This window comes from Paenibacillus sp. KS-LC4 (assembly GCF_036894955.1).
Classification (GTDB): Bacteria; Bacillota; Bacilli; order Paenibacillales; family Paenibacillaceae; genus Pristimantibacillus.
The window spans coordinates 5521703-5548533 of sequence record NZ_CP145905.1 but is presented as its reverse complement, the minus strand read 5'-3'; the positions used below and the strand labels follow the sequence as shown (position 1 = coordinate 5548533).

Here is a 26831-nt window from a genome sequence, read left to right as displayed (position 1 = left end):
CTGGAGGTTCTGTCTCATGAATGCTGATAGTAAAGTTGAGATGAACGCCGAGGTGCTTCTGGGAGTGATCGGTACGTATATCGACTCACCGGTAGATCATAAACAGGAGTCCAGACTTCTGTTTGCCAAGGGCAAGGGTTCATTTTTATATGATTATAACGGGAAAGATTATATTGATTTGGTCAATGGCAAAGGCTCCATCGTTCTTGGTCATAACGATCAAGCTGTTACCTCGGCCATTCATACGTTTCTAGAGCAGAATGGCGAAATCGTGACGGGACCTTCGTTGCCGATTATCGAGTTGGCGAAAAGAATAAAGACCGATCTTGCTTTACCAGATTCAAAGGTATCATTTTTTACAACGGGTACTGCGGCTTGCAGGGCGGCAGTATGCGCAGCACGAGCAGCGACGGGTAAAAAAATCATTGTGAGCGCAGGTTATCACGGTTGGGATCCCATGTGGCGGTCGAGTGGAGAATGGCTGACAGCCAACGATGAAGGTGTCGTGGAGTTCTATTTTGTTCCCCAACTGCTTGATGAAGTGCTGACGAAATATAAGGGACAGGTTGCCCTGGTTATTTTCTCGCCTGATTATACCTACTTATCTGCTGCAACGATAACAAAGCTGATCGAGATTTGCAGGATGCATCAAGTACTCATATGTTGCGATGATGTGAAGCAAGGATACAGACATCGCCAAGGCGCTTCGCTAGAGCTTGTTACGGATCAAAAGGCTGATCTTTATATTTTTTCTAAAGGCTTGTCTAACGGTCAGCGGCTATCGTGCATAGTCGGGCCTGATGGCATCATGGAGCAAACGAAGGAGTACACATACACTGCTTACTACCAAATGTTGCCGATTGTTTCCTCCCTCGCGACACTGGAGCAGATGGAGCTAAAATCAGGTTACGAGAAATTAAATGTCTACAGCCAAAGCCTGATTGGTATTTTACGTGAGCTGATCGGACAGTCCTTGCTCCCGATTGAGGTAAACGGTGGACCCTTATTCCAGTTTGTGTTCGGGGATGAAAAGCTGGAGCAGGATTTTTATCGGGAATCCGTTGAGCAAGGCATTCTACTGTTCGAAGGAGATAATCAATCAATTTCTTTAAGTATGGACGAGCATGTTCAGCAGATAATTGCGGGACGATTCGCCAATGTGATCGATCGTCTAACGGACAAGCATTCCCACTTACAGCATGTAAAAGTGTCCGCAGAGCAAACGTTTCAAGCGGCATGGAATATGATTGACGGCGCATCGGATATTTTACCGTATGCAGAACAACTAAAGATACTTACTAAGATAACAGGTGAATGAAATGATAAATAAAAAAATTAGATTTGGAGAAAGGCAGTTTGACTATATATTCGGCGAAAACATATTGCTCTCTCTTAGTCAATATATCGATAAGAGCGAGTACGGGAATTTCTTCATTATAGCGGATAAAGGTGTACCTAACGATATCATTGCTAGAGCGGTTGATGCATTTGGGGTGATTGCGCCGACGCATACTATCCGAGTGGCAGATGGAGAGCAGCATAAGTCGTTAGATGCCGTTAATCAGGCGGCAGAGGAAATCATTGGCCTGGGAGCTGACCGCAGAAGCGCGATTGTTGCGGTAGGGGGCGGGCTTACTGGCAATATAGCAGGTGTGTTGGCAGGCCTCTTATTTCGCGGTATTGCATTAATTCATTATCCGACGACCTTTCTTGCGGCCTCAGATTCGGTGCTTTCCATCAAACAAGCCGTTAACCTGAAAGGTGGAAAAAATCTAGTAGGGTTTTATTATACGCCTCGTTTAGTTTTGGCAGATACGGCTGTTTTGTCTCGGGCCCCACAGCGTCACATCAGGGCTGGAATGTGTGAATTAATAAAAAATTTGTTGGTTGGCGGTATGAATGAAATTGTTCAGCTCTTGCGACCAGACAACAAGTATACTCCTGAAGAAATCGAACGTTTTATTGAATATTGCATCGAAGCGAAAATGACACTCTTGTGCGAGGATGTCTTCGAAAAGAAACGCGGGCTCATTTTTGAGTATGGTCATACGATCGGTCATGCACTGGAACTGGCAGAAAAGGGGAGACTGCTGCATGGGGAAGCAATTGCTGCAGGGATGATCTATGCGGCCAAAATTGCGAACCGAATGGAGTTGCTCTCTCAGCGAGACGTAGAGCTGCATTACGAATTGCTGCAAAAAATTGGCGTGCTGCAGGACATTGAACCAGCGGTTAACGCTGATGCGATCCTGCACTACCAGTTGAATGACAACAAACGAGGATACCTGAGTATGGGCCGAGATCAACTGGGAATGGTGCTGCTGAAAGGTGCTGGTGTTCCATGGATGAAAAACGATTCTCTGATCACGGCTGTTAATCAATCGTTGATATACGAAGTTTTGTGTGAGGGAATCGGTTATGAGCTGGTTGAACGCCGATAAGTTCATATTTGTTTCTCCTCATTATGATGATGTGGTACTGTCTTGTGCAGCAACTATTATGAAGCTGCTAGATAGAAAGTATGCATGCACAGTGAATACCGTTTATGGTGGGGGACCTGCGGATAGCTATGTTCCTAGTCAGGTCGCAATTGATTATGTTGTTGAGGATTTGGGACTGACATGCGAGTCGGTATCCATAGGACATTGTTTGGAGCTACTTTCTATACGCAGGGCGGAAGACGCACGTGCTATGGAGAGGATTGGAATAAGCTGCGTTAAGACAATGGATATTCCGGATGCGATATACCGCGAAAGTGAAGGCTCTTGCTTTTACGCAACAGAGGACGAGCTTTTTGGGGCGCCGCATGTTGAGGATGAAGCCAATGTGTGTGCTGAATTTTTAAAATATGTTCAAACCACCGACCAGAATTATGCTTATAGATGGGTGTTTCCGGCAATCTCGAATCATGTCGATCATCGCATACTGATTAAGGTGGGGAAGCAGTTAGCGGCTGCTGGGTATTGTGTTCTATTTTATGCTGAGGTTCCTTATTGGAAAGAGGATCAACCATTTTCGGAGCGCGATTGGATTCGGATCAATATTCACGTGAAGGAACTGGCTCAGCTAAAGGCTATGGCTATTATGGAGTATAGGTCTCAATTATTGGGATTGTTTAACGTGAATGAAACGGATGAAATTCAAAACAGTATGTTGAACGACGGAATTGAGGTTTTTTGGGTAAGAAAAACGGATACCGAACTAATTCGTTTATTTCATTCGTTGTAATTGGGAAGGAGCATTTAATTATGAAAGTACTAACCTATTATGGACCACGATCGTTAAAAGTAGAGTCAATTGAGAGCATTGCTCTGAAAGATTATCAGTGTCGTATTCAAAGCTTATATTCCGGAATCAGCCACGGGACCGAAATGGGGGCGTACCGTGGGACGGCACCGTACTTTACGAGAGATTTAGACCCTGAAACCCGATTATTTTACGATATCGAAGAGCGTAATCGCCTTCGATACCCCATTCGAAGCTGCGATGACGAAGCTTGGTTTATGGGGTATTCCAATGTTGGTACTATTATTGATTTAGGCTCAAAAGTGGAAGGTTTTAAAGTCGGCGATCTTGTTTTTTCACATGGCCCTCATCAGTCGATTGTCAACAAAAATTACAAAAAGATATTTAAAGTGCCGGATAACATACCGCCTGAACATTGCGTATTTTACACCAACTTGGTTACGGCATATAATGCGATTCTTGATACTAGAATTAAGGTCGGCGATACAGTTGTAGTATCCGGTTTGGGCGTTGTGGGCCAACTCATCTCACAGCTTGTGAAGCGCTCGGGTGCCTCGCTTGTTATCGGGATCGATTTGCACGATCACAGGTTGCGTATCGCCAAGGAGAATGGAATTGACGTATGTATTAATCCTCGCTCGATATCCAACGCTGCGGGGGAAATCAGAAGGCTTACGAATAACCGAGGGGCCGATGCTGTAATTGAGGTTTCAGGAAACCCTGCCGCTTTAAACGAAGCAATCCGAATGGCGGCGCCAGATACTACGGTTACTGCCGTAGGCTGGTATCAGGGTGGGAACAGCATCCTCAATCTAGGTGAAGAGTTCCATCAGAACAGAATTGCGATTCGTGCTTCACAGACGCTCGGCACGGACCCTTCAATTCGACATATGTACGACGATAAAAGAAAAAGTGAGATAGGGAAGCAATTGCTCTCAGAGCTGAAACTGCATAACCTGATAACGCATCGGATTCCGTTCGAGGATGCCCCTTCCGCTTATGAAATGATCGACCGTAATTCTGAAAATATTCTACAGGTTCTATTAACTTACGGATGATCAGGAGGCCGAGGCTGTCATGAATGTATTTGTCACAGGCGCCAATCGTGGCTTTGGGCTTAGCCTAACAATATTTTTTTTGCAGAAGGGACATTGTGTTGTCGCAAGTGTACGCGGTTTATCGCAATCCGATGAATTACGCAAGCTCAAAGCAGACTTTAATGATTCGTTAATCATTGTACAAATGGATGCGAGCGATCCGTTGTCGGTAAAAGAGGCTTGCCGCTTAATTAAGGAGACGCTGCCATTCATTGATATCTTAATTAATAATGCGGCCCGGGAAGGAATGCGCTGCAAGAAAATACAGGACGTTGACATCCATGATTTGGAAACAACGATCAAAACGAATCTGCTTGGCCCAGTGTCAGTCGTACAGGGAATAGTGCCTCTTATGGAAGACAGCGCCTATAAAATAATTATTAATATTAGCTCGGAAGCCGGAAGCCTATCGGACATTCCGTTAAAGTATTACGGATATTGCATGTCAAAAGCAGCGCTCAATATGTTCAGCAGATTGCTTGCAAGAGAGCTTAAGCCACGTAACTTCAAAGTGCTTGCTATTCATCCGGGGTGGATGAGAACGGATATGGGAGGTGAAGAAGCACCTTTACACCCGCTAGAGGCTTCTAACCAATTATTCAATCTTATACAATCGCTGGACGAAGCTGATTTTGATGATAATTTTGTCGACATTTCAGGCATGAAGATGAAGTACTAGAGGGGGAGCAGGATGCCAAGATTGTTTGTGTACGGAACATTACGCAAAGGGGGGAACAATCACCATTATATGAATGGAGCGTTGCTTCTCTCACTTCATACAGTAGTCAAAGGAACTCTCGTGGACAGTGGAAAAGGTTTTCCAGGTATGCTGCTGGAAGATGGGATGGTTTTTGGAGAGTTATATGACGTTTCTGAAGAAACGCTCGCTAGAATTGATAAACTCGAGGAGTACTTCGGGCCGGATGTTAGCACAAATCTGTATAACCGTGTTGAGGTGGATGTTCGTACGGAACAAGCTACAATGAGCGCATGGACCTATATCTATAACTGCGAGGATTATTTCCATCCAAGATTTTCTGATTGGATGCAATACAATGAACGCAGAGAACGGTTTTCCTAATGAGGAGAACCTAATAATGGAACAACGAAACTTGCACATTACACGTTCCGATGAGAAGTTTTACGACTGCAGAAAATCTCAAATTCTTGCTTATCTACACTGTCATCAGGTCAGAATTGTACCTTTATTCTATAACTCATATCAAAGCACGGAAGAGGTTTTCAAGCAGATTATCATCGAAGGCAAGAGTAGATGGAAATATATCGAACCATCATTGTCCGATAAGGATTTGATTCGACTAGGGGTTATTCCCCGGCGCCGACAGTTCAACTGCTTTACCGAAGCTGCCATGTACTTAAGCAATCGGCTGCAGCGGGGAAAGGGTGAACCCGTCTTCCTTTGGGGCGACGAGTTCTATCTCCCTTACCGCCAGAAAGCCTTCCAAAACATCCACTCCACTCATTCCCTGATGTGTACGCAGTATGACGAGCGATTCTCTTCGTTCTATGTTCAGGACTGGGATGGCCTCTATGGATATCTCGAGGCGAAGCATATTCAAGACGCATTTGACAGTTTGCCTCATTCGATGAGGACTGTGCTAGAGCTTGACTTCAATGCAGAGCATTGCGCTGAGGATACGGAGACGCTGCGTTTGTTCGTAGAATGGTTAAAGCGGTTTGAGGACAATGGAATTTTATATGAATCCGTACTGAACGACGGAACGGCTTATAGCAAGCGACAATGGGAGGCTGTAGACCAATGCTTCGGATTAATAGGAGCTTCCCGGTATGTATTTGGCCAGTTTCTTTCATACACCAAGTATCGCGAAGATGAAATCGACCGAATTGTGGAGTGTCACCTCCTAGCCAAGCAAATCGTAACGATCATCCGACGCTTCGTGCTTGTCGGCAGAATGGACTGGGATGATTTTAAGCGTAAACTTAACAGGCTAGCTTGGTTGGAACAAGACACAATTCTCAAGTTGAAGCAGCATTATTTGTAGACTGCTACATGTATAGGAGGAAGAGCTATGTCAATGTCAATGCAGCAGGAAGAACGCTATTCGACAATTTTGTCATGTGTCAAACAAGTGTTGGAGCTTAATGAAGAGCCTGGATATGATACGGATCTCAGCATGCTAGGATTGGATTCAATTACTACCGTCAATTTAATTGTGGCATTGGAGAACGAGTTTGACATCATCTTCGAGAATGATGATTTGGTTGTCGATTACTTTTCAACCATCACCCAAATCGACGCCATCATCGCTGAGAAAAAAGGAGGGAGATGATTGTGGTGCACCCTTTGAAGTTCTACTACTCTCAGGGGGAACGTATGCTTTGGTACATGAACATCGAAGATGAGCAGCGTTGGAACACAAGCGATTATTTTCCCAATGTCCAGGATATACAGGCGCGAGCTATAGTAACACAGCAAGAGCATCAGCTCATTTTTTTAGCTGATTCGCGCGATACTGTATTTTTTCGTAGAAAACCAGATTCGTCGTTTTTGGAATATTGCAGAGCTATTCTCGGCAGTCTTCCTTCCATTATATCTTGCGAATCAGTATCACAAGTACCTAATCTAGCCAGCTATACGCTGGTGCCGTTTGTTATGACGGATGAGATTCGGCAGCTGCAATATCAATGTCCCGGCTTGAAAGTAATTGGGCCGGATTATGAGCTATGCAAAAAAATAAATAACAAGTTTGAAACGAGAAGATTGATGGAACAGCACGGAATTAATGTCACAGAAGGAGATTTTTGCAGCAGCACAGCTGAATTAATCGACAGCTACGACCGACTTATAAGCATTGGCTATTCGAAATGCGTGCTTAAAGTTCCCCATGGCTCATCTGGTAAAGGGCTCAAGATAGTCGATAATTCCACAAGTTTTCAACAATTGGCGAAATATATCGGCAATAGGCATAAAAACTTCGAAATTCTTTTGGAAGGATGGCATCCGCATAAAATCAGCTTAACTGCACAATTGCTTATTAACGAGCGTGAAGTACAGTTGCTAGCGATTACAGAACAGGTCATTGATAGTTACGGAGTCTATAAGGGAACTAATTTCACTCCCTTCCTTACGGAGGAGGAAGCTTCGACTTATAGCGAAGCGGTGCTGCAAGTCGGACGGATTTTGCAGCAGTGCGGATATGCTGGCGTTGCGGGGGTCGATTCCATTATTGGACAGAACGGTGTTATTTATCCCGTGATTGAAATTAATGCGAGATTGACTCAAGTTTCCTATATATTTCCCTTTGTTCAGAGTCGGATGAGTATTGGAAATCGCGTCCAGAGCAAAATTCTTGTATTTAATTCTGCACTTAATCTGTCGTTTGACCAATTTTTGCATCGTATACAAGATATCGCCGAACAAAATAACGGTGACATTGTCGTATATAATTTTTGTAAATCGCCGGGTACTCGCAAATATCTATATAAAATATTCATACTTCTAATGGTTAACGAAAATGACGAATTGAACTTCGATAACACGATGCAAGCGATAGACAAGCTGCAGAGTGAGTTATCCAAAAGCCAAGAGCTTGAGCGAGAGTCAGTATGATGAATATTAACCATGATGAGGTTTTCCGTTTGGCTGACATGCACGAGACACCGTTTTATTTGTATGATGGTGATTTTCTCGAATCTCATTACCGCACGATTAGGGAGATGTTTGATCCGTCTATATCGTTCTATCTCTCATTGAAGTCAAACAATAATGTGTACCTGGCCAGTTTGTTCCAAAGCTGGGGAACAGGAGTTGAAGTGGCTTCTGTCGGTGAAATTGTGCTTGCAAATAAGGCGGGTTTTACAACTGGCCAAATGATCTTCTCTGGTCCAGGAAAAAAGAAGAGCGAACTCGAATATGCAGTTCAGGTAGGAATTGGCTGCATTATCGCAGAGTCGGCAGACGAGCTGCGGGCCATTAAAACGATTGTGGAGTATGCCAATAAGGAAGTCTCCGTCGCAATTCGTATTAATCCGGACAAAAGTATGGCGAACACCGCCATTAAGATGGGCGGCGCTCCTAGGCAATTCGGGATAGACGAATCTATGCTTGAAGAGGCGATGTGTGTCATTCAGGCGAGTCAGTCAATTATTTTCGCTGGCATCCATGTTTATGGGGGGACCCAAAATTTAAATCATGATGCGATTGTCGAGTCAGTTCGATATACCGTCGGTTTGGCTGTGAAAATATATGAGCAGTACGGCTACATATGTAGAATGGTGAATCTTGGCGGGGGCTTTGGTATTCCGTATTTTCCTCATGAAGTACCTTTGAATGCTGCTGAGCTGGCGGCTCGCATTAATGCGATTGTTCAGGATGCTAGAAAAACTAATTTTAAAGATACCGTATTTATTATTGAGAGTGGACGATATTTGCTGGCGCAATCGGCTATTTATGTAACCCGCGTACTATACAGCAAGCTGTCCAAGGGAGAACGATTCATCATTGTTGACGGGGGGATGCATCATCATGCGGCCTCAACGTTTCGAGGAAGAAATATTCGTAATAATTTTCCGCTCGGCTTTATAAGCAAGGTGAGCGGCGAGGCGAGCCAGGAAGAAGCTACACTTGAAAAAGCCTCCATTGTAGGTCCGTTGTGTACGCCTGAAGATTGTATCGGGAAAGGCATAAATGTTCCCGTATTGCAGGCAGGGGATATCGTATACGTCTTAAATTCGGGTGCTTACGGTCTCAGCTACAGTCCGATTCAGTTTCTAGGACATCCTAGTCCGGCAGAACTGCTGAACCATCGCGGACAATGCCGCATTATTCGCAGGAGAGGCGATTCGGAGGATTTATTGGTAAACCAAGTATTCTCTGATCAAATTGTAAATCCAATTTTGGGGGAATGATCAATGACTAGCATCCGCATTTATACACAAATGCCGGGATTTAGCCATTATGTGGATTCGCCTTCCTACACCCGAGCATTGGTTGAAATCTCAAGACGAGCGGATGAATGCGGAATCGAGGGTTCTTTAGTGTTTTTCAATCATGCTGTTCTGGATCCCTGGGCGGTTAGTTCAGTTGTGCTGCAAAATACCAGACGGCACGTTCCGTTGGTTGCGCTGCAACCTTATATGTATCCACCGCATACAGCGGCCAAGATGATTCATAGCCTGTCCTATCTGTATAATCGGCGGATAGATATTAACATGATTACAGGGGCTGTGACCAAAGAACTGCACGAAGTTGGCGATAATTCGGATCACAGAAGGCGCTACGACAGATTGCAGGAATATGTAGTCGTATTAAAGGCACTTCTGGAATCACCAGATCCCGTTTCGTTTCAAGGCGACTATTATTCCTTAAGCAAGGTGGATTTTTCCCCTAAACTTTTGGCTAAGGAATTGCTGCCAAAAATTTTTATTGCTGGATCATCCGAGCAAGGCATGCAAGCGGCTCTCGCGGTAGGAGACATCGCCGTCACGCATCCAGGGCCAATTGATCATTATCAAAACAAATACGGGGCAATTGCGAACAAGGGCAAGCTTGAATTGGCGATCCGGATCGAGTTAATTGCGAGACCTACTTCTAAAGAAGCCTGGTGTGTTGCGCATGCCAGATATCCGGTGACCCGTCAGGGGGATATACAGCTTGTGCTCAAAATGAAGTCAGAATCGCAATGGCAGCGGGATTTGGCAGAGTTGGCAATAAAAGATGAACAGTATGATGATGTGTTTTGGATGGGCGGATTCAGAAATGGAGGCTGCTACAGCCCGGTTTTGGTTGGCAGCTACGGACAAGTTGCTCAATATTTGCAACAATATTTCCGTTTGGGAGTAAAGAGCTTACTGCTCAGTTCTGTATATGAGGAGGAAGAGTTTATCCATTTGCATGCACTCAAGAAATGGATCGATGGTTTTTCTACCTTGAAACCCGTTACTATAAGTTGAACGAGGAAGGAGCGAAACGATGCGCATTATTATGATTCGGCATGCAGAAGCGTCATGCAATATATTGCATGACGCTTCGCTCATCGAAGCCTACGATCCATTATGCGAGTTGACCGAGTTAGGCGTGAAGCAGGCTATGCTTCTTCGCGAACGTTTTCCATCAACGCTTACGCCAACAATAATGTTTACCAGTCCCTATAAGAGGGCACTGGAGACAGCGAATATCTTTCGGCAGCGTTTCCCGGTCGCCTTGTCACATGACGAAAGGTTGGGAGAAGTTCGTGCCCCCTCACGGTTTGATCCGCCAATAACCCAGCTTCAATGGGATATGCTGCTTCACGAACGGTTCCGCAGCCCTGATCAGGAGGTTATCCGTGATCTGGAATCATTGAAATCGCAGAGAGAGCGAGTTGTCGGTTTTTGTCAGGAATTGCTGGATCAATACGGACATGATTCTACTGCGAATGTAATCGTTTTCACGCATGCGTTTTGCATTCAATTGGCGTTATTACATTTTATGAAGCTGGACAACGACAATTTGCTTCAATGGCAATTTAAGATGAGCAATACAGGGATGCACATGATAAAGTACGAGCATGATGCCGGCACTTTCTTAATTGAGAGCATCAATAATAAAATTCATTTAGAACAAATTTAGGTCGAGAGGTCGGTCTTATTATGAATAAAAACGTGTTACATTACCGCCAGCATATCATCCATGCGATTTCTGGTGTCACAGGCATGGATGGGGACGAGCTTCAGGAAATGCTTCAATCACAGCCGCTGGAAATGGACAAGCGAGATTATTTTGAAATTGTGCAGCGAATTGAGTCTTTTTTTGACTGTACATTGGATTTTGAGTTTGCGGAGCCGTATCAAATCTGTATGGATCGTATTATTGAGCGGCTAGTGGAAATAGATGCTCATTGCTCAAATGGTACATCTTATGGATGAATTCATTCATTATTACGAACATACGATTATGATGCTCAAGCCAGATTGCTTCAATAGAAAGCTCGAGGATGAAATCATGCGCGAAATTGTTGCGAATGGATTTACTGTCAAGCATACGAAACAGGTCATGCTGACAGCTGCCGATATTGAGCGCTGTTTTCTTCACTCCGATTCCTTTTATGTTCATTATTTGACGCGATCGCCGGTTAAATTCTTTGTTCTCGGGCATGAACACACTGCTATAGAGAGGATGTCTGAGCTGAAGTATGACATTCGGAACAGGTATGGGGTATTGGGAAAGATAGAAAATTTAATTCATGCCACAGATGAAGGAACAGAATATCATTTGCTGCTCCAATACTTTTTCCCTGAACTGGCTGTAAAACAATATTGCAGCTTCGCTGATTTCGATATGTGGCTGCGACATGGTAATGCGGAGGATAGAAGGCGTCTGATTGATATCCTAGACCGCAGCAGCGCATTGAGATACTGCAAAATTCGGTTAGCTTCAGTTTACGATTTGGAATTAGCGGATAACCTTATACTTGCTCCTTGCCAAAAAATCGTGACTGATTTCAAGCTGTGCATAGCAATCGACGATAATCAAGAGTGCTTTCTGGATATCGATCTTCCGAAAAATCCAAATCTAATTAAAGAATTGTATGGGATGTCAATATCATCAAATCGGATGGAATGCATCGAGTACGCGATAAAGAATGATTGTGCAATCCATTTATTGCATATTCCGCTATCAGCTCAAGATCAGGCAAAGTATCGAGTTTGGATTTCTGAGAAAAGTAAAAATATGGACGAGCTGATTGTCGGACTAGAAGCGTATCAACGTATTCATGAATTAAAGACTAAATATGCGATTGCGGGCTTGAACTGTTACCGATTCGATTACTCCCTGCTTGCAACTGAGCTTTACATGGACCTCGGCAGGCTTCATGGACTCCAGTTACGAGGTGGAAGCGGGGGGATTGTGGAGCCTGGGCATTTCAGTATTGCAGCTAGGGATACTAAATAACGGATGGATGGTGATTGAGTTTGATAAAAGAGTTCGATGTATGTGTAATTGGCAGCGGCGCCGCTGGATCTGTAGCAAGCCGAGTGTTTGCGGAGAAAGGCTGGCGCGTCGCTATCGTCGAGCAAGGCCGTAAAGTTGAGCCGGGAACGAATATTGATCAAGTCATGGAGCATGCAGAAAAGGCATATGCGCGTGATGAGCATGGTCAATGGGGATTGAATGGAAATCCATGGTCGGCAAGTGCGGTAGGCGGAGGCACGATTTTCTATGCCGGCGTATCGTTTCGCTACCGAGATGTAGATTTTGATGCAAGAAACTATGTGGCTTCAGATGCCATGGATCCTCAATGGCCGATCACCTATGCCGATCTGGACCCTTATTACAATCAAATTGAAGCATGGCTGGGGGTTTCTGGCGATTTAAAAGCGGATCCGATGATGAGCTCAAGTAGTACGGGACGTCTGCATCCTGCACATTCATTTAGCCAACAAGGGATGGTTATAGCTGATGCCAGTAAAAGACTCGGTTTGAATCCGTTCCCGACTCCATTGGCGGTCAATAATTCCTCGTTAAACGGATATCCGGCCTGTGAAAATCTGACAAGCTGTACGGATTACGCATGTCCTGTTGGAGCCAAGGGTGACAGCTTCTCCCGCATTTTGCGGCCTGTCTTAAATGAAAATGTCGATCTGATGGAAAATACAAAGGCTTTGCGATTTATTCAGCATGATAGGTTTCGAATAGCTGAGCTTGAATGCTTGGATATGGGAACTATGGAAATCTTCCGAATTAAGGCTAAACAGTTTGTTCTAGCAGGAAATGCAATACAAAGCTCGGCGCTGGTGCTTCGATCCGTTAATGATTGGTGGCCGAATGGGGTTGGCAATAAATCGGGGCTTGTTGGAGCAGGCTTAAGCTTTAAAGTAAGTCAGTACGTCTCGGGATGGGTAGAAAATCATCCGTTTACTCAGTTGAATGAGCCGTTAAAGGGGTTGTATTCGACTGTTTCCATGACCGACCATTATATCGACCGTGATTGCCCATCAGGTCTTGGAGGCTTGATCTATGAAGCCAATCCATGGACCGACTACGGCAATCCTGGAAAAGGCCTGTACGTCCAGCTAGAATGCATCTTGGCTGATCAGCCGCAACATTCAAACCGAGTCAGACTATCCGATCAGAAGGAAGCAACAGGCGTACCGAAAATCATGCTTGACTATACAACACACGAATTGGATCGGGCGAGATTGGACTATATGACAGAAAAAACGAAAGGTATCTTATATGAAATGGGTGCGACACTAATTCAAAACAATCCTTCTTATTATTATTTAGGAAGCGCCCATTTGCATGGTACCTGTCGCGCTGGCTTGGATGAAAATACGTCGGTGGTGGATAAGCTCGGTAGATTCCATACGATTGACAATTTGCATGTAGCAGACGGCTCATTTATGCCCTTTGCGGGTGGTGTAAACCCTACGTTGACCATACAAGCAAACGCTCTAAGAATTGCAGAGGGATTAAAGCTGTAATAAGTCGTAAGAACCGATGCGTGGAGTCAGACTATTTTTAATAAATTTAACTAATTTCATAGAATAGAAAGGAATGATTAAAATGAAATTTTTACTAGTTAACCCTCCAAATATAAAGGGATATCATGTCATGAGATCATATTCTGGAGGATTCGGTGATTTATTCGAATATAAACTTGAAGATGGAATTTCAATTTTCTTTCCACCAACCGAGTTGCTTATGCTAGCTGGAGAAATACAAAGTAAAGGTCATGAGGTTATTGTGAGGGACTACCAGGTAACACCTTTTGATGAATTAGAATTTATCAACATATTAATAAATGATAGTATAGATTATCTCATTCACGTCATTTCACTTCCTACTTTGGAGAATGATTGTAAAATATCTCAAATAGCAAAACAAACTAATCCGAAGATAAAAGTATATATTCGCTCCTCGATTACACATGAAGATGTTTTGGAGAAGGTTGCCAAAATATCAGGTGCTGATAAGATCATTTTTCCTGACTCTATTGGAAATATTATTGATATCGTGGAGGGGACGGATCATTCGAATACGGCATCATTGGATAACGAGGGTAAATTATTTATTGCAGAAGTGAACAGAGTAAATGATATTGACCAATTTGCAATGCCAGCACGGGATCTAGTTGACCATCGCTTATATACTTTCGAAAATTTTAGGAGCACTCCTCGAAACAATATTGCCACGATACATTCAAGTTATGGCTGCCCTCACCCTTGCGGGTTCTATTGTCCGTATCCACTTGCTGAGGGGAAAAAGGTAAGGATGCATTCTGTAAATAGAATGATGCAGGAAATGAAGCAAATAAAAAAATTGGGAATAACGGGGGTAGTATTTCGTGACCCGTTATTTACCTACAACCAAAAGCGCATTGAGGAATTTTGTCGGCAGTTAATTGCTGAAAAATTAGAAATAGATTGGTGGTGTGAAACGCGTATAGATCGTCTTTCGTTCGAATTATTAAAGTTAATGAAACAAGCGGGATGTGTTGGTCTTGAAGTAGGGGTGGAATCTGGAGACGAAAAAGTTCTATTACAGCAAGCTAAGAGAGGATTAGACCTCAAAAAGCTGGAAAATTTTCATAACTGGATTCGTGAATTAGATATTCATACTGTATATTTATTTTTAGTCGGTCTTCCAGTTGAAACACCCCAATCCATTGTGAAAACGTACAGGCTAATGTTAGAAATGGAGCTATTGGTTGATGAATACAATTTATCTTTTATTACTCCTTATCTCGGAACACCTTTATACTATGAGGCGATTGAAAAAGGATGGATACTTGAAAACTGGGATCATTTCTCGGGTTATTCTATTGTAATGCGGACAGACAACCTTTCAAAAGAAAAGATGCAAGAGGCCTATGAGTTCGGTGAGGAATTAAACGTACTTATACGAGAACGAGAACAAGAAACAAACGAAAGATGGGACAAGCGAAAGAATTTATTTATTACGCGAATAGAAAATTGGGCGAATCAAGATGCAAAAGAAAAAATAGAAGTATTATAACTCTAATATTTATAATAACACCCCTGCGTTGTATTCATCTGACCGACAATATATCTGAAAATTAAGAAAATTCCATTCATTCATGATTATTATCTGGAGGTATTTATGAACAACACAAACATTGTATTTATTTCTGGAGCGAATAGAGGATTGGGGAAAGAAATAGCTTTACGTTTGGGGAAACGGGGAATGACTGTACTACTGGGGTGTAGGGATATTTCTAAGGGGAAAATGGTTGAACAGATGATTTCTGACCTTGGAGGTATCTCTGAGACATATCCGTTTGATTTAAGGGATCCAAGGGCATGTTATTTAACTATTAAACAGATAGAAAAGAAATATAATTATATTGATATATTGATTAATAATGCTGGTGTATTTTCACATGAAAACGATGATACGATAGATACTATTACAGATCAGTTGATGGAGGAGATGGTCGCAGTCAACATGCTAGGACCATTACGCTCAACAAGGGACTTTCTGCCTCTTTTACTAAGGTCACAGGCTGGTAAGATTATTAATATTACAAGCGACCTTGCTGATTTCAATTCAATGGATGGGCTATATAACTTATACAGGATGACAAAGACAGCTCTAAACGCAATGACGGTAAATGTCGGGGCTGAGTTAAAAGACACGAAGGTTAAAATATACGGATTGGACCCAGGTTGGATGAATACTGATATGGGAGGTGCTGAGGGTCCGCAAACTCCAATGGAGGTTTCAAACTGGGTAGAATGGGTCCTAGATTTGCAAGATAGTTTTCCTTCGGGAACAGTTTTTTATGAATATCAGATTGCAAAATGGTGGAATATAAATAGGTAAAGCCGTTATTCGAATTTCAGCGGCCTATCAGCAGCCCAACTTCGACAGAGGATGGGTTGTTTTTTCATGCGGATGATATTGATAAATAACAGATGCTAACCATGCTGTTTTGAACCCGCAAACGCGTTGTTCACGAAAGCGACAAGTATTTTTGACAGAATCATGAGGGTTAAAGAAGTAGCAGCAAATAAGTGATGCTTTATGGTAACCTATAGAGGTAACCTATAGAAATGAACGATATCAGTGAAATTAGATACAGGGAGTGTTATTCTCATGTTGATACAAAGCAATACAACGAGTATTGAACGAATACCCACCTCCATTACGAAGGTGCTCTTTGAAACGATAAAGTTTGGCATTATTAAGTCGAACCTCATTGCGATGATCGCAGGACTTAGCATGGCGCTGTACGTTCATCACTTATCTTTCTTCGATAAAATCGGCCACATTGTGCTCGCTTTGATCGGGTCTGCCTTGGTGATTGGAGCGGCTGGCATCTTCAATAATTTATATGATCGTGATATCGACGCCATAATGGAACGGACGAAAAATAGGCCGACTGTATCAGGAGTTGTTGACCTTTGGAGCGGGCTGATCATGGGAATCTGGATCGCCACAGGTGGACTTGTCGCCTTGTATATTTCTTCTCCGCTCGCAGCTTATTGCGGCTTTCTGGGATTATTTCTCTATGTCGTGCCTTATACTATGTGGACGAAGCGCAGAACGATCTATAATACGGAGGTGGGAAGCTTGTCGGGGGCGATGCCTCCGCTGATCGGCTGGGCCGCGATTTCACCGGACATTTTTCACCCTGGCGCAATGGCGTTGTTCCTATTAATGGTGATTTGGCAGATGCCGCATTTTTATGCCATCGGCATTCGTCGGATGGAGGAATACCGTGCGGCTAACATCCCCATGCTGCCGGTTGTCAAGGGCATTCGCAGAACGTACGTACAGATGAATGTATATTTGGTTGCCTTGTTCCTTAGCAGCTTCATGTTCTGGTCCTTTAATCCGTACATCGCTGTGGCGAATGCGCTCCTGAGCTTGATCTGGCTGATTCTGAGCGTAGACGGATATCGGCGGAAGCCAGAGGAAAAGTGGGCGCGTTCGATGTTCATATTCTCGCTCAACCACATTACGATACTGCTGCTAATGATCGTCGGCTACTCCTTGGGTGCTCCTCTATTTCAGTAAAACGATAATGGTGGCTGCGAATCCAACCTGCTATTTCTTCACGTGCTTGCATATGTGTCGCTTAAACAATAAAGGTCGGTTTTGGATCACTTAGACGTGATCTGAAACCGATCTTTTTTTGGTGAATGATAAGAGTTAACAACAGGCTACACACTTTGTCCAAGCCAAAAGCTTCAGCGATTTGATCCTTCTCATAACCGGCCATTAGATTGGTGATTAGAGTGATTAGCAAAATGGGACTGCAACTTCCTTCACTAGGAGAATGGTAAACGATAAAGTATACTTTATAGCGAGCGAAAAACGGGCGATCATTTTAAGCTGTACCCAATTATAGGATGAAACGCAAGGTTGTACGTTAAGAGGAGGATCAGCTATGTACAAGGTGCTCATTGTGGATGACGAAATATTTGTGCGAAAGGGCCTGATCAATTTAATGAATTGGGCCGCCATGCAATTCGAAATATGCGGAGAAGCAGAAAACGGAAAGCAAGCTATAGAGCTAATTGAGCGACTGAAGCCTAATCTGGTTATTGTAGATATCAGGATGCCTGTCCTTGATGGTCTCGAGCTGATTAAGCATGTGAAGGAGGAGGGCGACCATCAGCCGTTATTTATTATTATAAGCGGTCATCATGATTTTACTTATGCACAGCAAGCCTTGCGCTACAATGTGTCGGATTATATTTTGAAGCCAGTGGACAAGAAAGAGCTGGGCGCCACTTTGAAAAAGGTGGAAAATACGCTGAATCAAATGCAGCTGTTGTCCTATACAGGAGAGAAGCCGCTCGCTGATACCATCATCGCAACCCTGCTGCAAACAGAGCCCAACGATCAGGTCATTCAGCAAATTTCCCATATTTTGCAGCTTCCGGCCGCTTCTTCTTACACCTATGTCATTGCAGATATACAGGATATGCAGCTGCCCGGAGCATTCGATTATTTACCGGCCATGCAGCAGGCGCTTCAGCGGTATATGCAGCGCGAAGGAACGCTCCCGCTCGTTCATGTGCGCGAGAACAATCAATATGGCCTAATTGTCCCACAAGCATGGCTCATGCAATGGGGCGATAACGAGCATACCGCTTATGCCTGGCTGCTGGATATGCTGGAGCAGGAGCTGGGAACGACGATAAGCTTATTCATCGGAAGCAGGGAGGAGCATCTTAAGCGCATGGACCAGTCCGGGAGCAGCGCAAGCCAATGCTTGAATTACCGTTTTGCTGCAGGCTCGCGCGGTATTATTATGGCCTCTGAGATGCTGCCACTATCCTTATATTATTTTGACGTAGATGAAGAATTGCACAGCAAATTGATTACCGAGATGGAAGAGAATGAACGTGAGGGCTATGAGGCCGTCATCGAAACGATGTTTGAACAATTTCAGCAATTGCGGTTTGCTCCTGACGCAGTCGCCAATACCATCAGACGGAGCATGATTGCAATCATAAACACCATTAGACAATTTGAAGGGGACGAGAAGGAGCTGCTGCTGCTGAACGAATTGCTGGATTGGCGAAACAAATACCGCAACCTAAATCAGCTTCGGCATATATGCTTGCGTTTTGTAGAAGAATCGGCTGGCTATATAGCTGCCAAGCGAAGTGAAAAAGGAAAGGGCAGCATTGAGAAAATCAAAAAATATATTGATGCGAATTTCACGGAAAATATCAATTTGAAAGGAATCGCAGCAAAATTTTATATGAATCCTGTTTATCTTGGACAGCTCTTTCGCAAAAGCTATGGCATGTATTTTAATGAGTATTTGCTTTCATTGCGCATTGAAGAAGCTAAGCGGCTGCTGCGGCAAACGAACAACCGTATGTATAAAATCGCAGAGCTCGTTGGATTTCCGAATTCCGATTACTTTGCAACACAATTTGAAAAATTGGAAAAAATGACTCCGACCGATTATCGCAATAAGATTATTGGCAGAAAATAAGGAGGCTATGCAGGGTGTTCAAATTTAGTCTGCATCATTTAAAGCTGCGAAACAAGCTGGTTTTCATCTATATCGTTTGCGTATTTATCCCCATTGTGCTGACGAATATTATGTTTTACAACGTCATGACCACTAAAATAAAAAATCAGAAGAAGGCAGACGCGGAGCTGGCCATTACGCAGATGAAAAAAGAGCTTGGCGTCGCCATTGATGATGCCGCAGGCATTACCTATTTGTATTCCATTGATAAATCGCTCATCCACCATCTGAATACGGAATATAAAACCTACGATCAATATATCGAGTCGCTCGCAGCCATTTCCAACATTTTCAATCGCTCGGACAAGGAATATAAAATGCTGAGCTCGGCTGTCATCATGAGTGATAATCCGACTATTTTAGTGTCTGGCGATATAGTCAAGCTTGATGATGCGATCCGGGCCAGCGACTGGTATCAGCATGTGAGGGATTACAGCAATACGTATCCGTTTTTGCATGTAACGCCGGAAAACATCAGTGTCATTCAAAAAATAGCGGATCAGCGTGATCAGGCCTACGAGCATATAATAAAGATTGATCTTAATATGGAGTACATTGCTCAATTAATAGCCCTCTCCAGCTTTGAGGGCGATATCTATATTTTGGACCCAAGCAATCAGGTTCGCTACAGCCATCTAGTTAATGGGCAGTTGGGCGACCAGCTGGCGGCAGGCGATAAATGGACGGTGAATGAGATTAAAAAGCCGGATGAGCCGATTGTGATCCAAAAGCAATATCAGGATAGACGTTATATGGAGGGCTGGACGCTATATGGCGTAATGGATGAAAAAAAGATTTTGTATGAGGTGCGGCAGTCAGGACAGTTTATTTTGTGGTTCGCAATCATAAATTTTCTTGTTCCTACCCTCATCATCATCATGGTATCTCGTTCCATCCATACCCGAATAAAGGACATCCTGGTGCACATGAAGTCAGTGAGAAACAAAACGATTGGAAGAATCCCCTATAATCGGGAACGGGATGAAATTGGCGAGCTTGCCGTTGAATTTAACCGTATGAGCGAGCGAATAGAAAATTTGATTAATGATGTTTATGTAGCGGATATTCAAAAAAAAGAGCTGGAAATCCGTCAAAGACAAGCGCAGCTTCATGCGCTGCACAGCCAAATTAATCCTCATTTTTTGTTTAATGCACTGGAAACGGTCCGTATGCGAAGCCTGATGAAGGGAGAAGCCGAAACAGCCAACACCATTCATAATATGGCTAAAATATTTCGCAAGTCGATTGCGTGGAAGCGCAGCTTCGTTACGATACGTGATGAGCTGGAATTGATTGAAAGCTTTCTGGAAATCCAAAAGTATCGTTTTGACAATAAGCTTCAGTTCCAAATTGCTGTTGAGCAATCCTTATTGGAATATGAAATACCGAAAATGACCTTGTTGCCCTTCGTAGAAAATGCCAGCATTCACGGTGTTGAAAGCAGTCCCGGAATAGGCTTTATCACCATTCAAATTGGACAAGACAAGGGACGGATTTTAGTCGTGATTGCCGATAATGGCGGCGGCATGGGCGAAGAAAAGCTGGAGGAGCTGCATCAATATTTTTCTGAAGACGTTACAATGGGCGATTCGGTAGGGATGAAAAATGTGTTAACACGGCTAAAGCTTTGTTATGGAAATTCCTTTGATTATACGATTGACAGCCATGCGGGGAAAGGTACACGTATTATGCTGCGCTTGCCAATGGGACATGCCAATCATTAAATGACCCGGTCAGATGCTTTATTTTACAAAGAACATTCTAAGGTTTGCGGTGTAACATTGCGCCCTCATTTCTTTTATAATGAAAGTGCTTACAATTAATGGGGTAAGAGAGGGGACAGAGTGATGATGAACAAGAAACGGCTCAAGACAGCTATGGCCATTATAATGGCTTCGGCGATGCTTATTGCCGGCTGCAGCGATGGTGGAGCGAAGAATGCTGGAAGTAAGGAGGCAGGTAAGACGGAGGGCTCCGAGGTAAGTACTGAGCCGGTAACCTTTACTTACTTTGGCTTCGGCTCGAACAAGGATGTGCTGGCCAGCGACACGACCATTGGCAAGGTGCTTCAGCAGCAAACAGGTGTGGACTGGAAAATGGAATTTGTCGTTGGCGATGCGAGCACAAAGTCCGGCGTTATGATTGCTGGGGGAGAATATCCCGACGTTATATCCCCAGTTGCGGAGCTTGAGAAGCTGATTGATGCAGGAGCACTTATTCCATTAAATGATTTAATCGAGGAGCACGCCCCGAACATTAAGCGGGTATATGGCGATTACATGGATAAAATCAAAAGCGAGGACGGAAATATTTATATTCTTCCTTATACCGCCAATGTCAACGGCTATTTGACTGAGCCGGACGTTGGGCAAGGCGCCTTCTGGATTCAACGCCGTGTATTGAAGGAATTTGGCTACCCTGAAGTGAAGACGCTCGATCAATATTTTGATCTGATTGAGAAATATCAAGCCAAATACCCTTCGATAGATGGTAAAAGTACAATTGGGTTTATTACTTCCGCAGGTGTGTCGGGTGATTTCTATTCCATTACAAATGTGCCTATGCATTTAGCCGGATATCCAAACGACGGCAATGTAATGGTTGATATGAATACTCATGAAGCTAAAGTGTATGCAGCTTCGGAGTTCGAGAAAAAATGGCTGGCTGCATTGAATGATATAAACAGTAAGGGCTTGCTTGATCCAGAGACATTTACAGCTAACAAGGATCAGTATCTTGCAAAGCTTACTTCGGGTCGTGTGCTTGGGTACTTCAACTATGGCTGGCAGACGGGAGATGCTACTAACAACCTTAAAGCTGCTGGCAATGACGATCTTCGTTATGTAGGGCTCCCAATCGTATTCGACGAAAGCATTAAAGATGCTTACATTGATCCTCCTGCATTTGTTAACAATCGCGGAATCGGGATTTCTGTTAGTGCAAAGGACCCTATCCGTATTATTAAATATTGGGATAACCTGCTGACCGAAGAAAATCAGAAGCTGGTTCAGTGGGGGCAGGAAGGTGTAACCTATTCCAAGAATGAAGAAGGCCGCTTCGTGATGGATAAGCAGCAGCTTGCCAATCGTAATGATAATGAGTTTAAACGTTCCTACGGATGGGCGTATTTTGATTATGAATGGCCTCGTTATGGCAGCAACTCTGTATTTGAGGATGGCAATTCCTATACTGTAGGCAATCAGCCTGAGGTAGCGGCTGCGAATTATACAGAAGGCGATCTCAAATTGCTTGAAGCCTACAAGGTGGAGACCTTCTCCAAAATGTTCGCGCAGCCGGTAGAACGACCGTGGTATCCTGCTTGGAGTATTTTGAAGGAGCAAGGCTCTCCCGAACAGATTTATAATCAAAAATCCGAGGATTTGCAAAAGAAATATTATCCGAAGCTGGTGTTTGCAGACAAGTCAGCCTATGAAGCGATCTGGAATGAGTATGTGACAGAATTCGGCAAGCTGGACGTTGCTGGCTTTGAAGCCTTTATTACAAACAAGGTGAAGGAACGTGTTGCAGGTAATTGGTAAGCTAGAATAAGCAGCGAATGGGAGATGAGGCGAGTAAAAGGCGGAGCTAGCTTCGCCTTTTACTTCCAAAATATATCATCATTAGAAATTTATGTATAAAGGAGGCATCTGGAGTGGGGAAACAGACTGAGCTAATTGTAGCAACGCCTACCGGCCGCTTGCACAAAACAAACTTATTAAAAAGACTGTCCAAGCAGAAAATGCTCATGCTGATGTCTTTGCCATTTTTAGCTTGGGTCATATTATTTAAATACGTTCCGCTTTGGGGCTGGACGATCGCTTTTCAAAAATTCAAGCCGGCTAAGGATCTTTTTGATCAAAAATGGGTCGGGCTTGATAACTTCACGTTTCTATTCAAGGAAGAGGCCTTTTATCTCGTGCTGCGCAACACGATTGTCATGAGTTCCATTAATCTCGTGTTAGGATTTTTAACAGCCATTGTATTAGCCTTGCTGCTCAATGAGCTGCGTAACGTTTATTTCAAAAGAACGGTGCAAACGATTAGCTACTTGCCCCATTTTATTTCCTGGGTTGTGGCCGCAAACATTGTGCAAACCGCACTCTCTCCCGAGGGTATTGTCAACATCCTGCTGCTGAAGCTGCAGCTAATTGACCAGCCTATTCTCTGGTTAGGTAAAGGGGAATATTTCTGGGGCATTCTTGGGGTATCTGAAATTTGGAAAAATGTAGGCTGGAACACGATCATCTATCTCGCTGCCATTTTAACGATCGACCCTGCGCAATATGAAGCGGCAGAAATGGATGGTGCTTCTCGGTTGCAGCGTATTTGGCATATTACACTTCCAGGCATGAGACCGGTCATCGTTATTTTATTAATTATGAACCTTGGCTTCATTCTTGAATCAGGATTTGAGCCGCAATACTTGCTCGGCAATAGTATGAACGTTGATTATTCAGAAAATCTGGATATATTCGTTTTGAAATATGGCATGCAGATGAATAACTATGGCTTGGCAACGGCAGCCGGTATGTTCAAAACAGTTGTCAGCTTTATCTTTCTGATTGCAGCGAACCATATTGCGAAACGGTTAGGTCAAAGCAGGCTCTACTAATCCATATGCAAGGAGGCAAACATGATGAGTCAGGCGAAATCAACTCGTAAAGCATACTTCTCTTCCCCAGATAAAATATTCGATGTGTGCAATATCATTTTTATGCTCTTGCTGATCACTGTAACGCTGTACCCTTTTTTGAATATGTTTGCTCTCTCCTTTAATGATGCCAATGATTCCATTCGTGGGAGTATCTATATTTGGCCTCGTGATTGGACGCTGCGAAATTATGAATATATTTTCAATGAGTCCGCTATTTTTCATGCAACCTTTATTTCTATAGCACGCACAATTGTAGGGACGGCAGTCTCTGTATTTTGCACAGCGATGCTGGCCTACACCATTAGTCGCCCTGAATATGTTTTCAAAAAATTTGTGACGATCGTTTTTATTTTTACGATGTATTTTAGCGGCGGCTTAATTCCGAACTACTTGCTGACGAAGGAGCTAGACTTGCTGAACACCTTTTGGGTCTATATTATTCCCGGAATTATCGGTGTGTTTAACATGATTGTCATTCGTTCCTTTATCGAAGGCTTGCCCGAAGGAATTATGGAGTCGGCAAGAATAGATGGTGCTGGGGATTTTACGACGTTTATGCGAATCGTTCTTCCTCTTACCGTGCCAGCCCTCGCGACGGTTTCACTATTTGTAGCGGTTTATCAATGGAACTCCTGGTTTGATGTTTTCCTGTATAATTCCTCCAGTCTTCATTTAAGTACACTGCAATATGAGCTGATGAAGGTGCTTTCAACCTCAAGCACGACTACGAGTACAGGCGGAACCGCAGCAGATGCCTTTGCCAATGCGCAGGGCAATGTAACGATGGTAACACCGACTTCCATTCGAGCAACGATGACGATTGTTGCCAGTCTGCCGATTATTATTGTGTATCCCTTTCTGCAAAAGTATTTCGTGCAAGGGATGACTGTCGGCGGTGTGAAGGGATAAACCGGAAATTGTTGACCGCGAGCCAAGTAAAATCAGGTATTCAGGCCTGATTTTACTTGGCTATTCTTTATTTGTCGACTTTACAAAAGCTTAATACATTCGCCATTGATTATATAAGTGATTGATTATATGATTATGCCACGAGCATTAGCTAGTTAGATATTTAGGGAGGTGCCGCTTATGGAGCAGAATATGGAGCAAAATATGGAACAGAAAATTTTACAAATGGCGGAAGCCTTTAAATTGTTAGCGGATAAAACACGGTTAACCATCCTTGCATTGTTAAGAGAACGAGAGCTTTGTGTCTGTGATATAACCGAATTGATTGGGATGTCTCAGCCGAATGCCAGCCAGCATCTTCGAAAGCTGAAGGCAGCAGGGCTGCTAAGTGAAAAGAAAAAAGGGCAATGGGTCTATTATTCTTTAGACCCGGAAGCAGAAGCCTATGTACAAGGTGTTTATGAATATTTGCCTTCCATGAAAGCACAAATTGCAGGCTTGAAAAATAACAGCTGTAGTGTACGGGAGGAAGCATGACAGTTCTTGCCGTTGTTATTTTTCTGCTCACCCTTGTATTTGTCATTTGGCAGCCGAAGGGGCTAAGCATAGGCTGGTCGGCAACGGCGGGGGCGTTGCTTGCCCTTCTTCTGGGGGTTGTAAGCTTCGCGGATGTTGGCGCGGTTGCAGGGCTTATTTGGAATGCTACCCTTGCCTTTGTTGCGATCATTTTTATTTCCCTGATTTTAGACGAAATTGGTCTTTTTGAATGGGCAGCGCTGCATATGGCCCGTCTCGCGAAGGGGAATGGCAAGCTTATGTTTGTGTATGTCATTTTGCTTGGCGCTGCTGTAGCTGCATTTTTTGCAAACGACGGTGCTGCATTAATTATTACCCCAATCGTGCTTTCCATGGTGAGGGCATTGAAATTTGAACATAAAATGATTTTGCCTTTTATTATGGCGAGCGGGTTTATTGCAGACACGGCTTCTTTGCCTCTAGTTGTGAGTAATTTGGTTAATATCGTATCTGCCGATTATTTTGAAGTCGGGTTTGCAGAGTATGCCAGCCGGATGATCGTTCCGAGCTTCTTTTCCATTATCGCAAGCTTAATCATGCTCTACCTGTTGTTTAGAAAGAGCATACCGAAAAATTACGAGCTAGCTCAATTAAAGAAGCCAGTCGATGCCATCAAGGATAAGAGATTATTTAAGCTTTCTTGGATTATTTTAGCTGTATTATTACTGGCGTATTTTGGAAGCGAATGGTTCTCCATTCCGGTTTCTATTGTAGCAGGTATGGCGGCTATTGGATTTCTTATCGCAGCCCGTAAAAGTCCAGTTATCCATACGGTAAAGCTTGTTAAGGAAGCTCCATGGACGGTCGTCATTTTCTCCTTGGGCATGTATATTGTCGTATATGGCTTGCGAAATGCAGGGCTGACGGATGCCCTTGGCAATGTGATTCAAACGGTTGCGGATAAGGGGATGCTTGTCGCCACGGTGGGAATGGGCTTTATCGCCGCGATATTGTCTTCCATGATGAATAATATGCCGACGGTCATGATTGACGCGTTAGCTATAAACGGAACCCAGACGGAGGGGATGCTCCGTGAAGCCCTAATTTACGCGAATGTGATCGGCTCTGATTTAGGACCGAAGATTACCCCGATTGGTTCACTCGCCACGCTTCTATGGCTCCATGTGCTTTCGCGTAAAGAGGTGAAGATTAGCTGGGGGTACTATTTTAAGATCGGTGTTTTATTAACGGTACCGACCCTATTTATGACGCTTGCGGGGTTGTCGGCATGGCTTTATTTCATTCATACCGTAAACATAAACGTCTGGATTTCCACGATTTTGGTGGCTGCCGTCATCTTGTTGATTACAGTGGCATTAGTGAAATCGCTGGGCAAAAAAACAAACCTTCCATATTGAAAAGGGG

At 43.6% G+C, this 26831-nt stretch carries 25 protein-coding genes; all 25 read left to right on the top strand.

From position 1 onward, the window contains the following. Positions 1-16: 16 nt before the first annotated feature. On the top strand, positions 17-1318 hold the full coding sequence (locus V5J77_RS23425; RefSeq protein ID WP_338553243.1) for an aminotransferase class III-fold pyridoxal phosphate-dependent enzyme: 1302 nt from the start codon (positions 17-19) through the stop codon (positions 1316-1318). Between the two features lies 1 nt (position 1319). After that, positions 1320-2441, top strand: coding sequence for a 2-deoxy-scyllo-inosose synthase (locus V5J77_RS23420; protein ID WP_338553242.1), 1122 nt, complete (start codon positions 1320-1322; stop codon positions 2439-2441). Then, a complete protein-coding gene (locus V5J77_RS23415; protein WP_338553241.1) occupies positions 2419-3228 on the top strand; it encodes a PIG-L family deacetylase in 810 nt (269 codons plus the stop codon). Before V5J77_RS23420 ends, V5J77_RS23415 begins: the two co-directional genes overlap by 23 nt. Before the next feature lie 20 nt (positions 3229-3248). Continuing rightward, positions 3249-4304 carry a zinc-binding alcohol dehydrogenase gene (locus tag V5J77_RS23410; RefSeq protein WP_338553240.1) on the top strand — a complete coding sequence of 352 codons (1056 nt, stop codon included), beginning with the start codon at positions 3249-3251 and terminating at the stop codon, positions 4302-4304. A 19-nt stretch (positions 4305-4323) separates the two neighbouring features. Beyond that, positions 4324-5022 (top strand): SDR family oxidoreductase, encoded by a 699-nt coding sequence (locus V5J77_RS23405; RefSeq protein ID WP_338553239.1) that lies wholly within the window; start codon positions 4324-4326, stop codon positions 5020-5022. 12 nt (positions 5023-5034) lie between these two features. Beyond that, positions 5035-5424: a gamma-glutamylcyclotransferase gene (locus V5J77_RS23400; RefSeq protein WP_338553238.1), complete on the top strand. Its 390-nt coding sequence runs from the start codon at positions 5035-5037 to the stop codon at positions 5422-5424. A 16-nt stretch (positions 5425-5440) separates the two neighbouring features. Further along, positions 5441-6367 carry a BtrH N-terminal domain-containing protein gene (locus V5J77_RS23395; RefSeq protein WP_338553237.1) on the top strand — a complete coding sequence of 309 codons (927 nt, stop codon included), beginning with the start codon at positions 5441-5443 and terminating at the stop codon, positions 6365-6367. Between the two features lie 27 nt (positions 6368-6394). After that, positions 6395-6655 (top strand): acyl carrier protein, encoded by a 261-nt coding sequence (locus V5J77_RS23390; RefSeq protein ID WP_338553236.1) that lies wholly within the window; start codon positions 6395-6397, stop codon positions 6653-6655. After that, positions 6652-7935, top strand: coding sequence for an ATP-grasp domain-containing protein (locus V5J77_RS23385; RefSeq protein ID WP_338553235.1), 1284 nt, complete (start codon positions 6652-6654; stop codon positions 7933-7935). The genes V5J77_RS23390 and V5J77_RS23385 overlap by 4 nt, the downstream gene beginning before the upstream one ends. Then, a complete protein-coding gene (locus tag V5J77_RS23380) occupies positions 7932-9233 on the top strand; it encodes a type III PLP-dependent enzyme (RefSeq protein ID WP_338553234.1) in 1302 nt (433 codons plus the stop codon). The genes V5J77_RS23385 and V5J77_RS23380 overlap by 4 nt, the downstream gene beginning before the upstream one ends. Before the next feature lie 3 nt (positions 9234-9236). Next, positions 9237-10277, top strand: coding sequence for an LLM class flavin-dependent oxidoreductase (locus V5J77_RS23375; RefSeq protein WP_338553233.1), 1041 nt, complete (start codon positions 9237-9239; stop codon positions 10275-10277). A gap of 19 nt (positions 10278-10296) precedes the next feature. Then, positions 10297-10935, top strand: coding sequence for a histidine phosphatase family protein (locus tag V5J77_RS23370; protein ID WP_338553232.1), 639 nt, complete (start codon positions 10297-10299; stop codon positions 10933-10935). A 20-nt stretch (positions 10936-10955) separates the two neighbouring features. Further along, a complete protein-coding gene (locus V5J77_RS23365; protein ID WP_338553231.1) occupies positions 10956-11231 on the top strand; it encodes a DUF6137 domain-containing protein in 276 nt (91 codons plus the stop codon). Continuing rightward, positions 11224-12258 (top strand): nucleoside-diphosphate kinase, encoded by a 1035-nt coding sequence (locus V5J77_RS23360; protein WP_338553230.1) that lies wholly within the window; start codon positions 11224-11226, stop codon positions 12256-12258. Before V5J77_RS23365 ends, V5J77_RS23360 begins: the two co-directional genes overlap by 8 nt. Positions 12259-12272: 14 nt before the next feature. Next, the gene (locus V5J77_RS23355) at positions 12273-13790 is read left to right on the top strand and encodes a GMC family oxidoreductase (RefSeq protein WP_338553229.1); all 1518 of its coding nucleotides are present in this window, start codon (positions 12273-12275) and stop codon (positions 13788-13790) included. An 82-nt stretch (positions 13791-13872) separates the two neighbouring features. Next, positions 13873-15324 carry a radical SAM protein gene (locus V5J77_RS23350; protein ID WP_338553228.1) on the top strand — a complete coding sequence of 484 codons (1452 nt, stop codon included), beginning with the start codon at positions 13873-13875 and terminating at the stop codon, positions 15322-15324. Between the two features lie 105 nt (positions 15325-15429). Continuing rightward, positions 15430-16152 carry an SDR family NAD(P)-dependent oxidoreductase gene (locus tag V5J77_RS23345; RefSeq protein WP_338553227.1) on the top strand — a complete coding sequence of 241 codons (723 nt, stop codon included), beginning with the start codon at positions 15430-15432 and terminating at the stop codon, positions 16150-16152. A 273-nt stretch (positions 16153-16425) separates the two neighbouring features. Further along, complete coding sequence (gene cyoE, locus V5J77_RS23340) at positions 16426-17349, top strand: heme o synthase (RefSeq protein ID WP_338553226.1); 924 nt, start codon at positions 16426-16428, stop codon at positions 17347-17349. A 373-nt stretch (positions 17350-17722) separates the two neighbouring features. Next, the gene (locus tag V5J77_RS23335; protein ID WP_338553225.1) at positions 17723-19288 is read left to right on the top strand and encodes a response regulator; all 1566 of its coding nucleotides are present in this window, start codon (positions 17723-17725) and stop codon (positions 19286-19288) included. Between the two features lie 14 nt (positions 19289-19302). Further along, complete coding sequence (locus V5J77_RS23330) at positions 19303-21051, top strand: sensor histidine kinase (protein WP_338553224.1); 1749 nt, start codon at positions 19303-19305, stop codon at positions 21049-21051. 123 nt (positions 21052-21174) lie between these two features. Continuing rightward, positions 21175-22866, top strand: a complete 1692-nt coding sequence (locus tag V5J77_RS23325; protein ID WP_338553223.1) for an ABC transporter substrate-binding protein — start codon at positions 21175-21177, stop codon at positions 22864-22866. Between the two features lie 200 nt (positions 22867-23066). Beyond that, complete coding sequence (locus V5J77_RS23320) at positions 23067-23939, top strand: ABC transporter permease subunit (protein WP_338557024.1); 873 nt, start codon at positions 23067-23069, stop codon at positions 23937-23939. A 24-nt stretch (positions 23940-23963) separates the two neighbouring features. Beyond that, positions 23964-24890 carry a carbohydrate ABC transporter permease gene (locus V5J77_RS23315; RefSeq protein ID WP_338557022.1) on the top strand — a complete coding sequence of 309 codons (927 nt, stop codon included), beginning with the start codon at positions 23964-23966 and terminating at the stop codon, positions 24888-24890. A 192-nt stretch (positions 24891-25082) separates the two neighbouring features. Then, the gene (locus V5J77_RS23310) at positions 25083-25427 is read left to right on the top strand and encodes a metalloregulator ArsR/SmtB family transcription factor (protein ID WP_338553222.1); all 345 of its coding nucleotides are present in this window, start codon (positions 25083-25085) and stop codon (positions 25425-25427) included. Beyond that, positions 25424-26824, top strand: coding sequence for an arsenic transporter (locus V5J77_RS23305; protein ID WP_338553221.1), 1401 nt, complete (start codon positions 25424-25426; stop codon positions 26822-26824). The genes V5J77_RS23310 and V5J77_RS23305 overlap by 4 nt, the downstream gene beginning before the upstream one ends. The last annotated feature ends 7 nt before the right edge of the window (positions 26825-26831 follow it).

Coding starts and splice junctions, on each gene's coding strand:
- V5J77_RS23425 (WP_338553243.1), top strand. CDS start 17: ATGAATGCTGATAGTAAAGTTGAGATGAACGCCGAGGTGCTTCTGGGA.
- V5J77_RS23420 (WP_338553242.1), top strand. CDS start 1,320: ATGATAAATAAAAAAATTAGATTTGGAGAAAGGCAGTTTGACTATATA.
- V5J77_RS23415 (WP_338553241.1), top strand. CDS start 2,419: ATGAGCTGGTTGAACGCCGATAAGTTCATATTTGTTTCTCCTCATTAT.
- V5J77_RS23410 (WP_338553240.1), top strand. CDS start 3,249: ATGAAAGTACTAACCTATTATGGACCACGATCGTTAAAAGTAGAGTCA.
- V5J77_RS23405 (WP_338553239.1), top strand. CDS start 4,324: ATGAATGTATTTGTCACAGGCGCCAATCGTGGCTTTGGGCTTAGCCTA.
- V5J77_RS23400 (WP_338553238.1), top strand. CDS start 5,035: ATGCCAAGATTGTTTGTGTACGGAACATTACGCAAAGGGGGGAACAAT.
- V5J77_RS23395 (WP_338553237.1), top strand. CDS start 5,441: ATGGAACAACGAAACTTGCACATTACACGTTCCGATGAGAAGTTTTAC.
- V5J77_RS23390 (WP_338553236.1), top strand. CDS start 6,395: ATGTCAATGTCAATGCAGCAGGAAGAACGCTATTCGACAATTTTGTCA.
- V5J77_RS23385 (WP_338553235.1), top strand. CDS start 6,652: ATGATTGTGGTGCACCCTTTGAAGTTCTACTACTCTCAGGGGGAACGT.
- V5J77_RS23380 (WP_338553234.1), top strand. CDS start 7,932: ATGATGAATATTAACCATGATGAGGTTTTCCGTTTGGCTGACATGCAC.
- V5J77_RS23375 (WP_338553233.1), top strand. CDS start 9,237: ATGACTAGCATCCGCATTTATACACAAATGCCGGGATTTAGCCATTAT.
- V5J77_RS23370 (WP_338553232.1), top strand. CDS start 10,297: ATGCGCATTATTATGATTCGGCATGCAGAAGCGTCATGCAATATATTG.
- V5J77_RS23365 (WP_338553231.1), top strand. CDS start 10,956: ATGAATAAAAACGTGTTACATTACCGCCAGCATATCATCCATGCGATT.
- V5J77_RS23360 (WP_338553230.1), top strand. CDS start 11,224: ATGGATGAATTCATTCATTATTACGAACATACGATTATGATGCTCAAG.
- V5J77_RS23350 (WP_338553228.1), top strand. CDS start 13,873: ATGAAATTTTTACTAGTTAACCCTCCAAATATAAAGGGATATCATGTC.
- V5J77_RS23345 (WP_338553227.1), top strand. CDS start 15,430: ATGAACAACACAAACATTGTATTTATTTCTGGAGCGAATAGAGGATTG.
- cyoE (WP_338553226.1), top strand. CDS start 16,426: ATGTTGATACAAAGCAATACAACGAGTATTGAACGAATACCCACCTCC.
- V5J77_RS23335 (WP_338553225.1), top strand. CDS start 17,723: ATGTACAAGGTGCTCATTGTGGATGACGAAATATTTGTGCGAAAGGGC.
- V5J77_RS23325 (WP_338553223.1), top strand. CDS start 21,175: ATGATGAACAAGAAACGGCTCAAGACAGCTATGGCCATTATAATGGCT.
- V5J77_RS23320 (WP_338557024.1), top strand. CDS start 23,067: ATGCTCATGCTGATGTCTTTGCCATTTTTAGCTTGGGTCATATTATTT.
- V5J77_RS23315 (WP_338557022.1), top strand. CDS start 23,964: ATGAGTCAGGCGAAATCAACTCGTAAAGCATACTTCTCTTCCCCAGAT.
- V5J77_RS23310 (WP_338553222.1), top strand. CDS start 25,083: ATGGAGCAAAATATGGAACAGAAAATTTTACAAATGGCGGAAGCCTTT.
- V5J77_RS23305 (WP_338553221.1), top strand. CDS start 25,424: ATGACAGTTCTTGCCGTTGTTATTTTTCTGCTCACCCTTGTATTTGTC.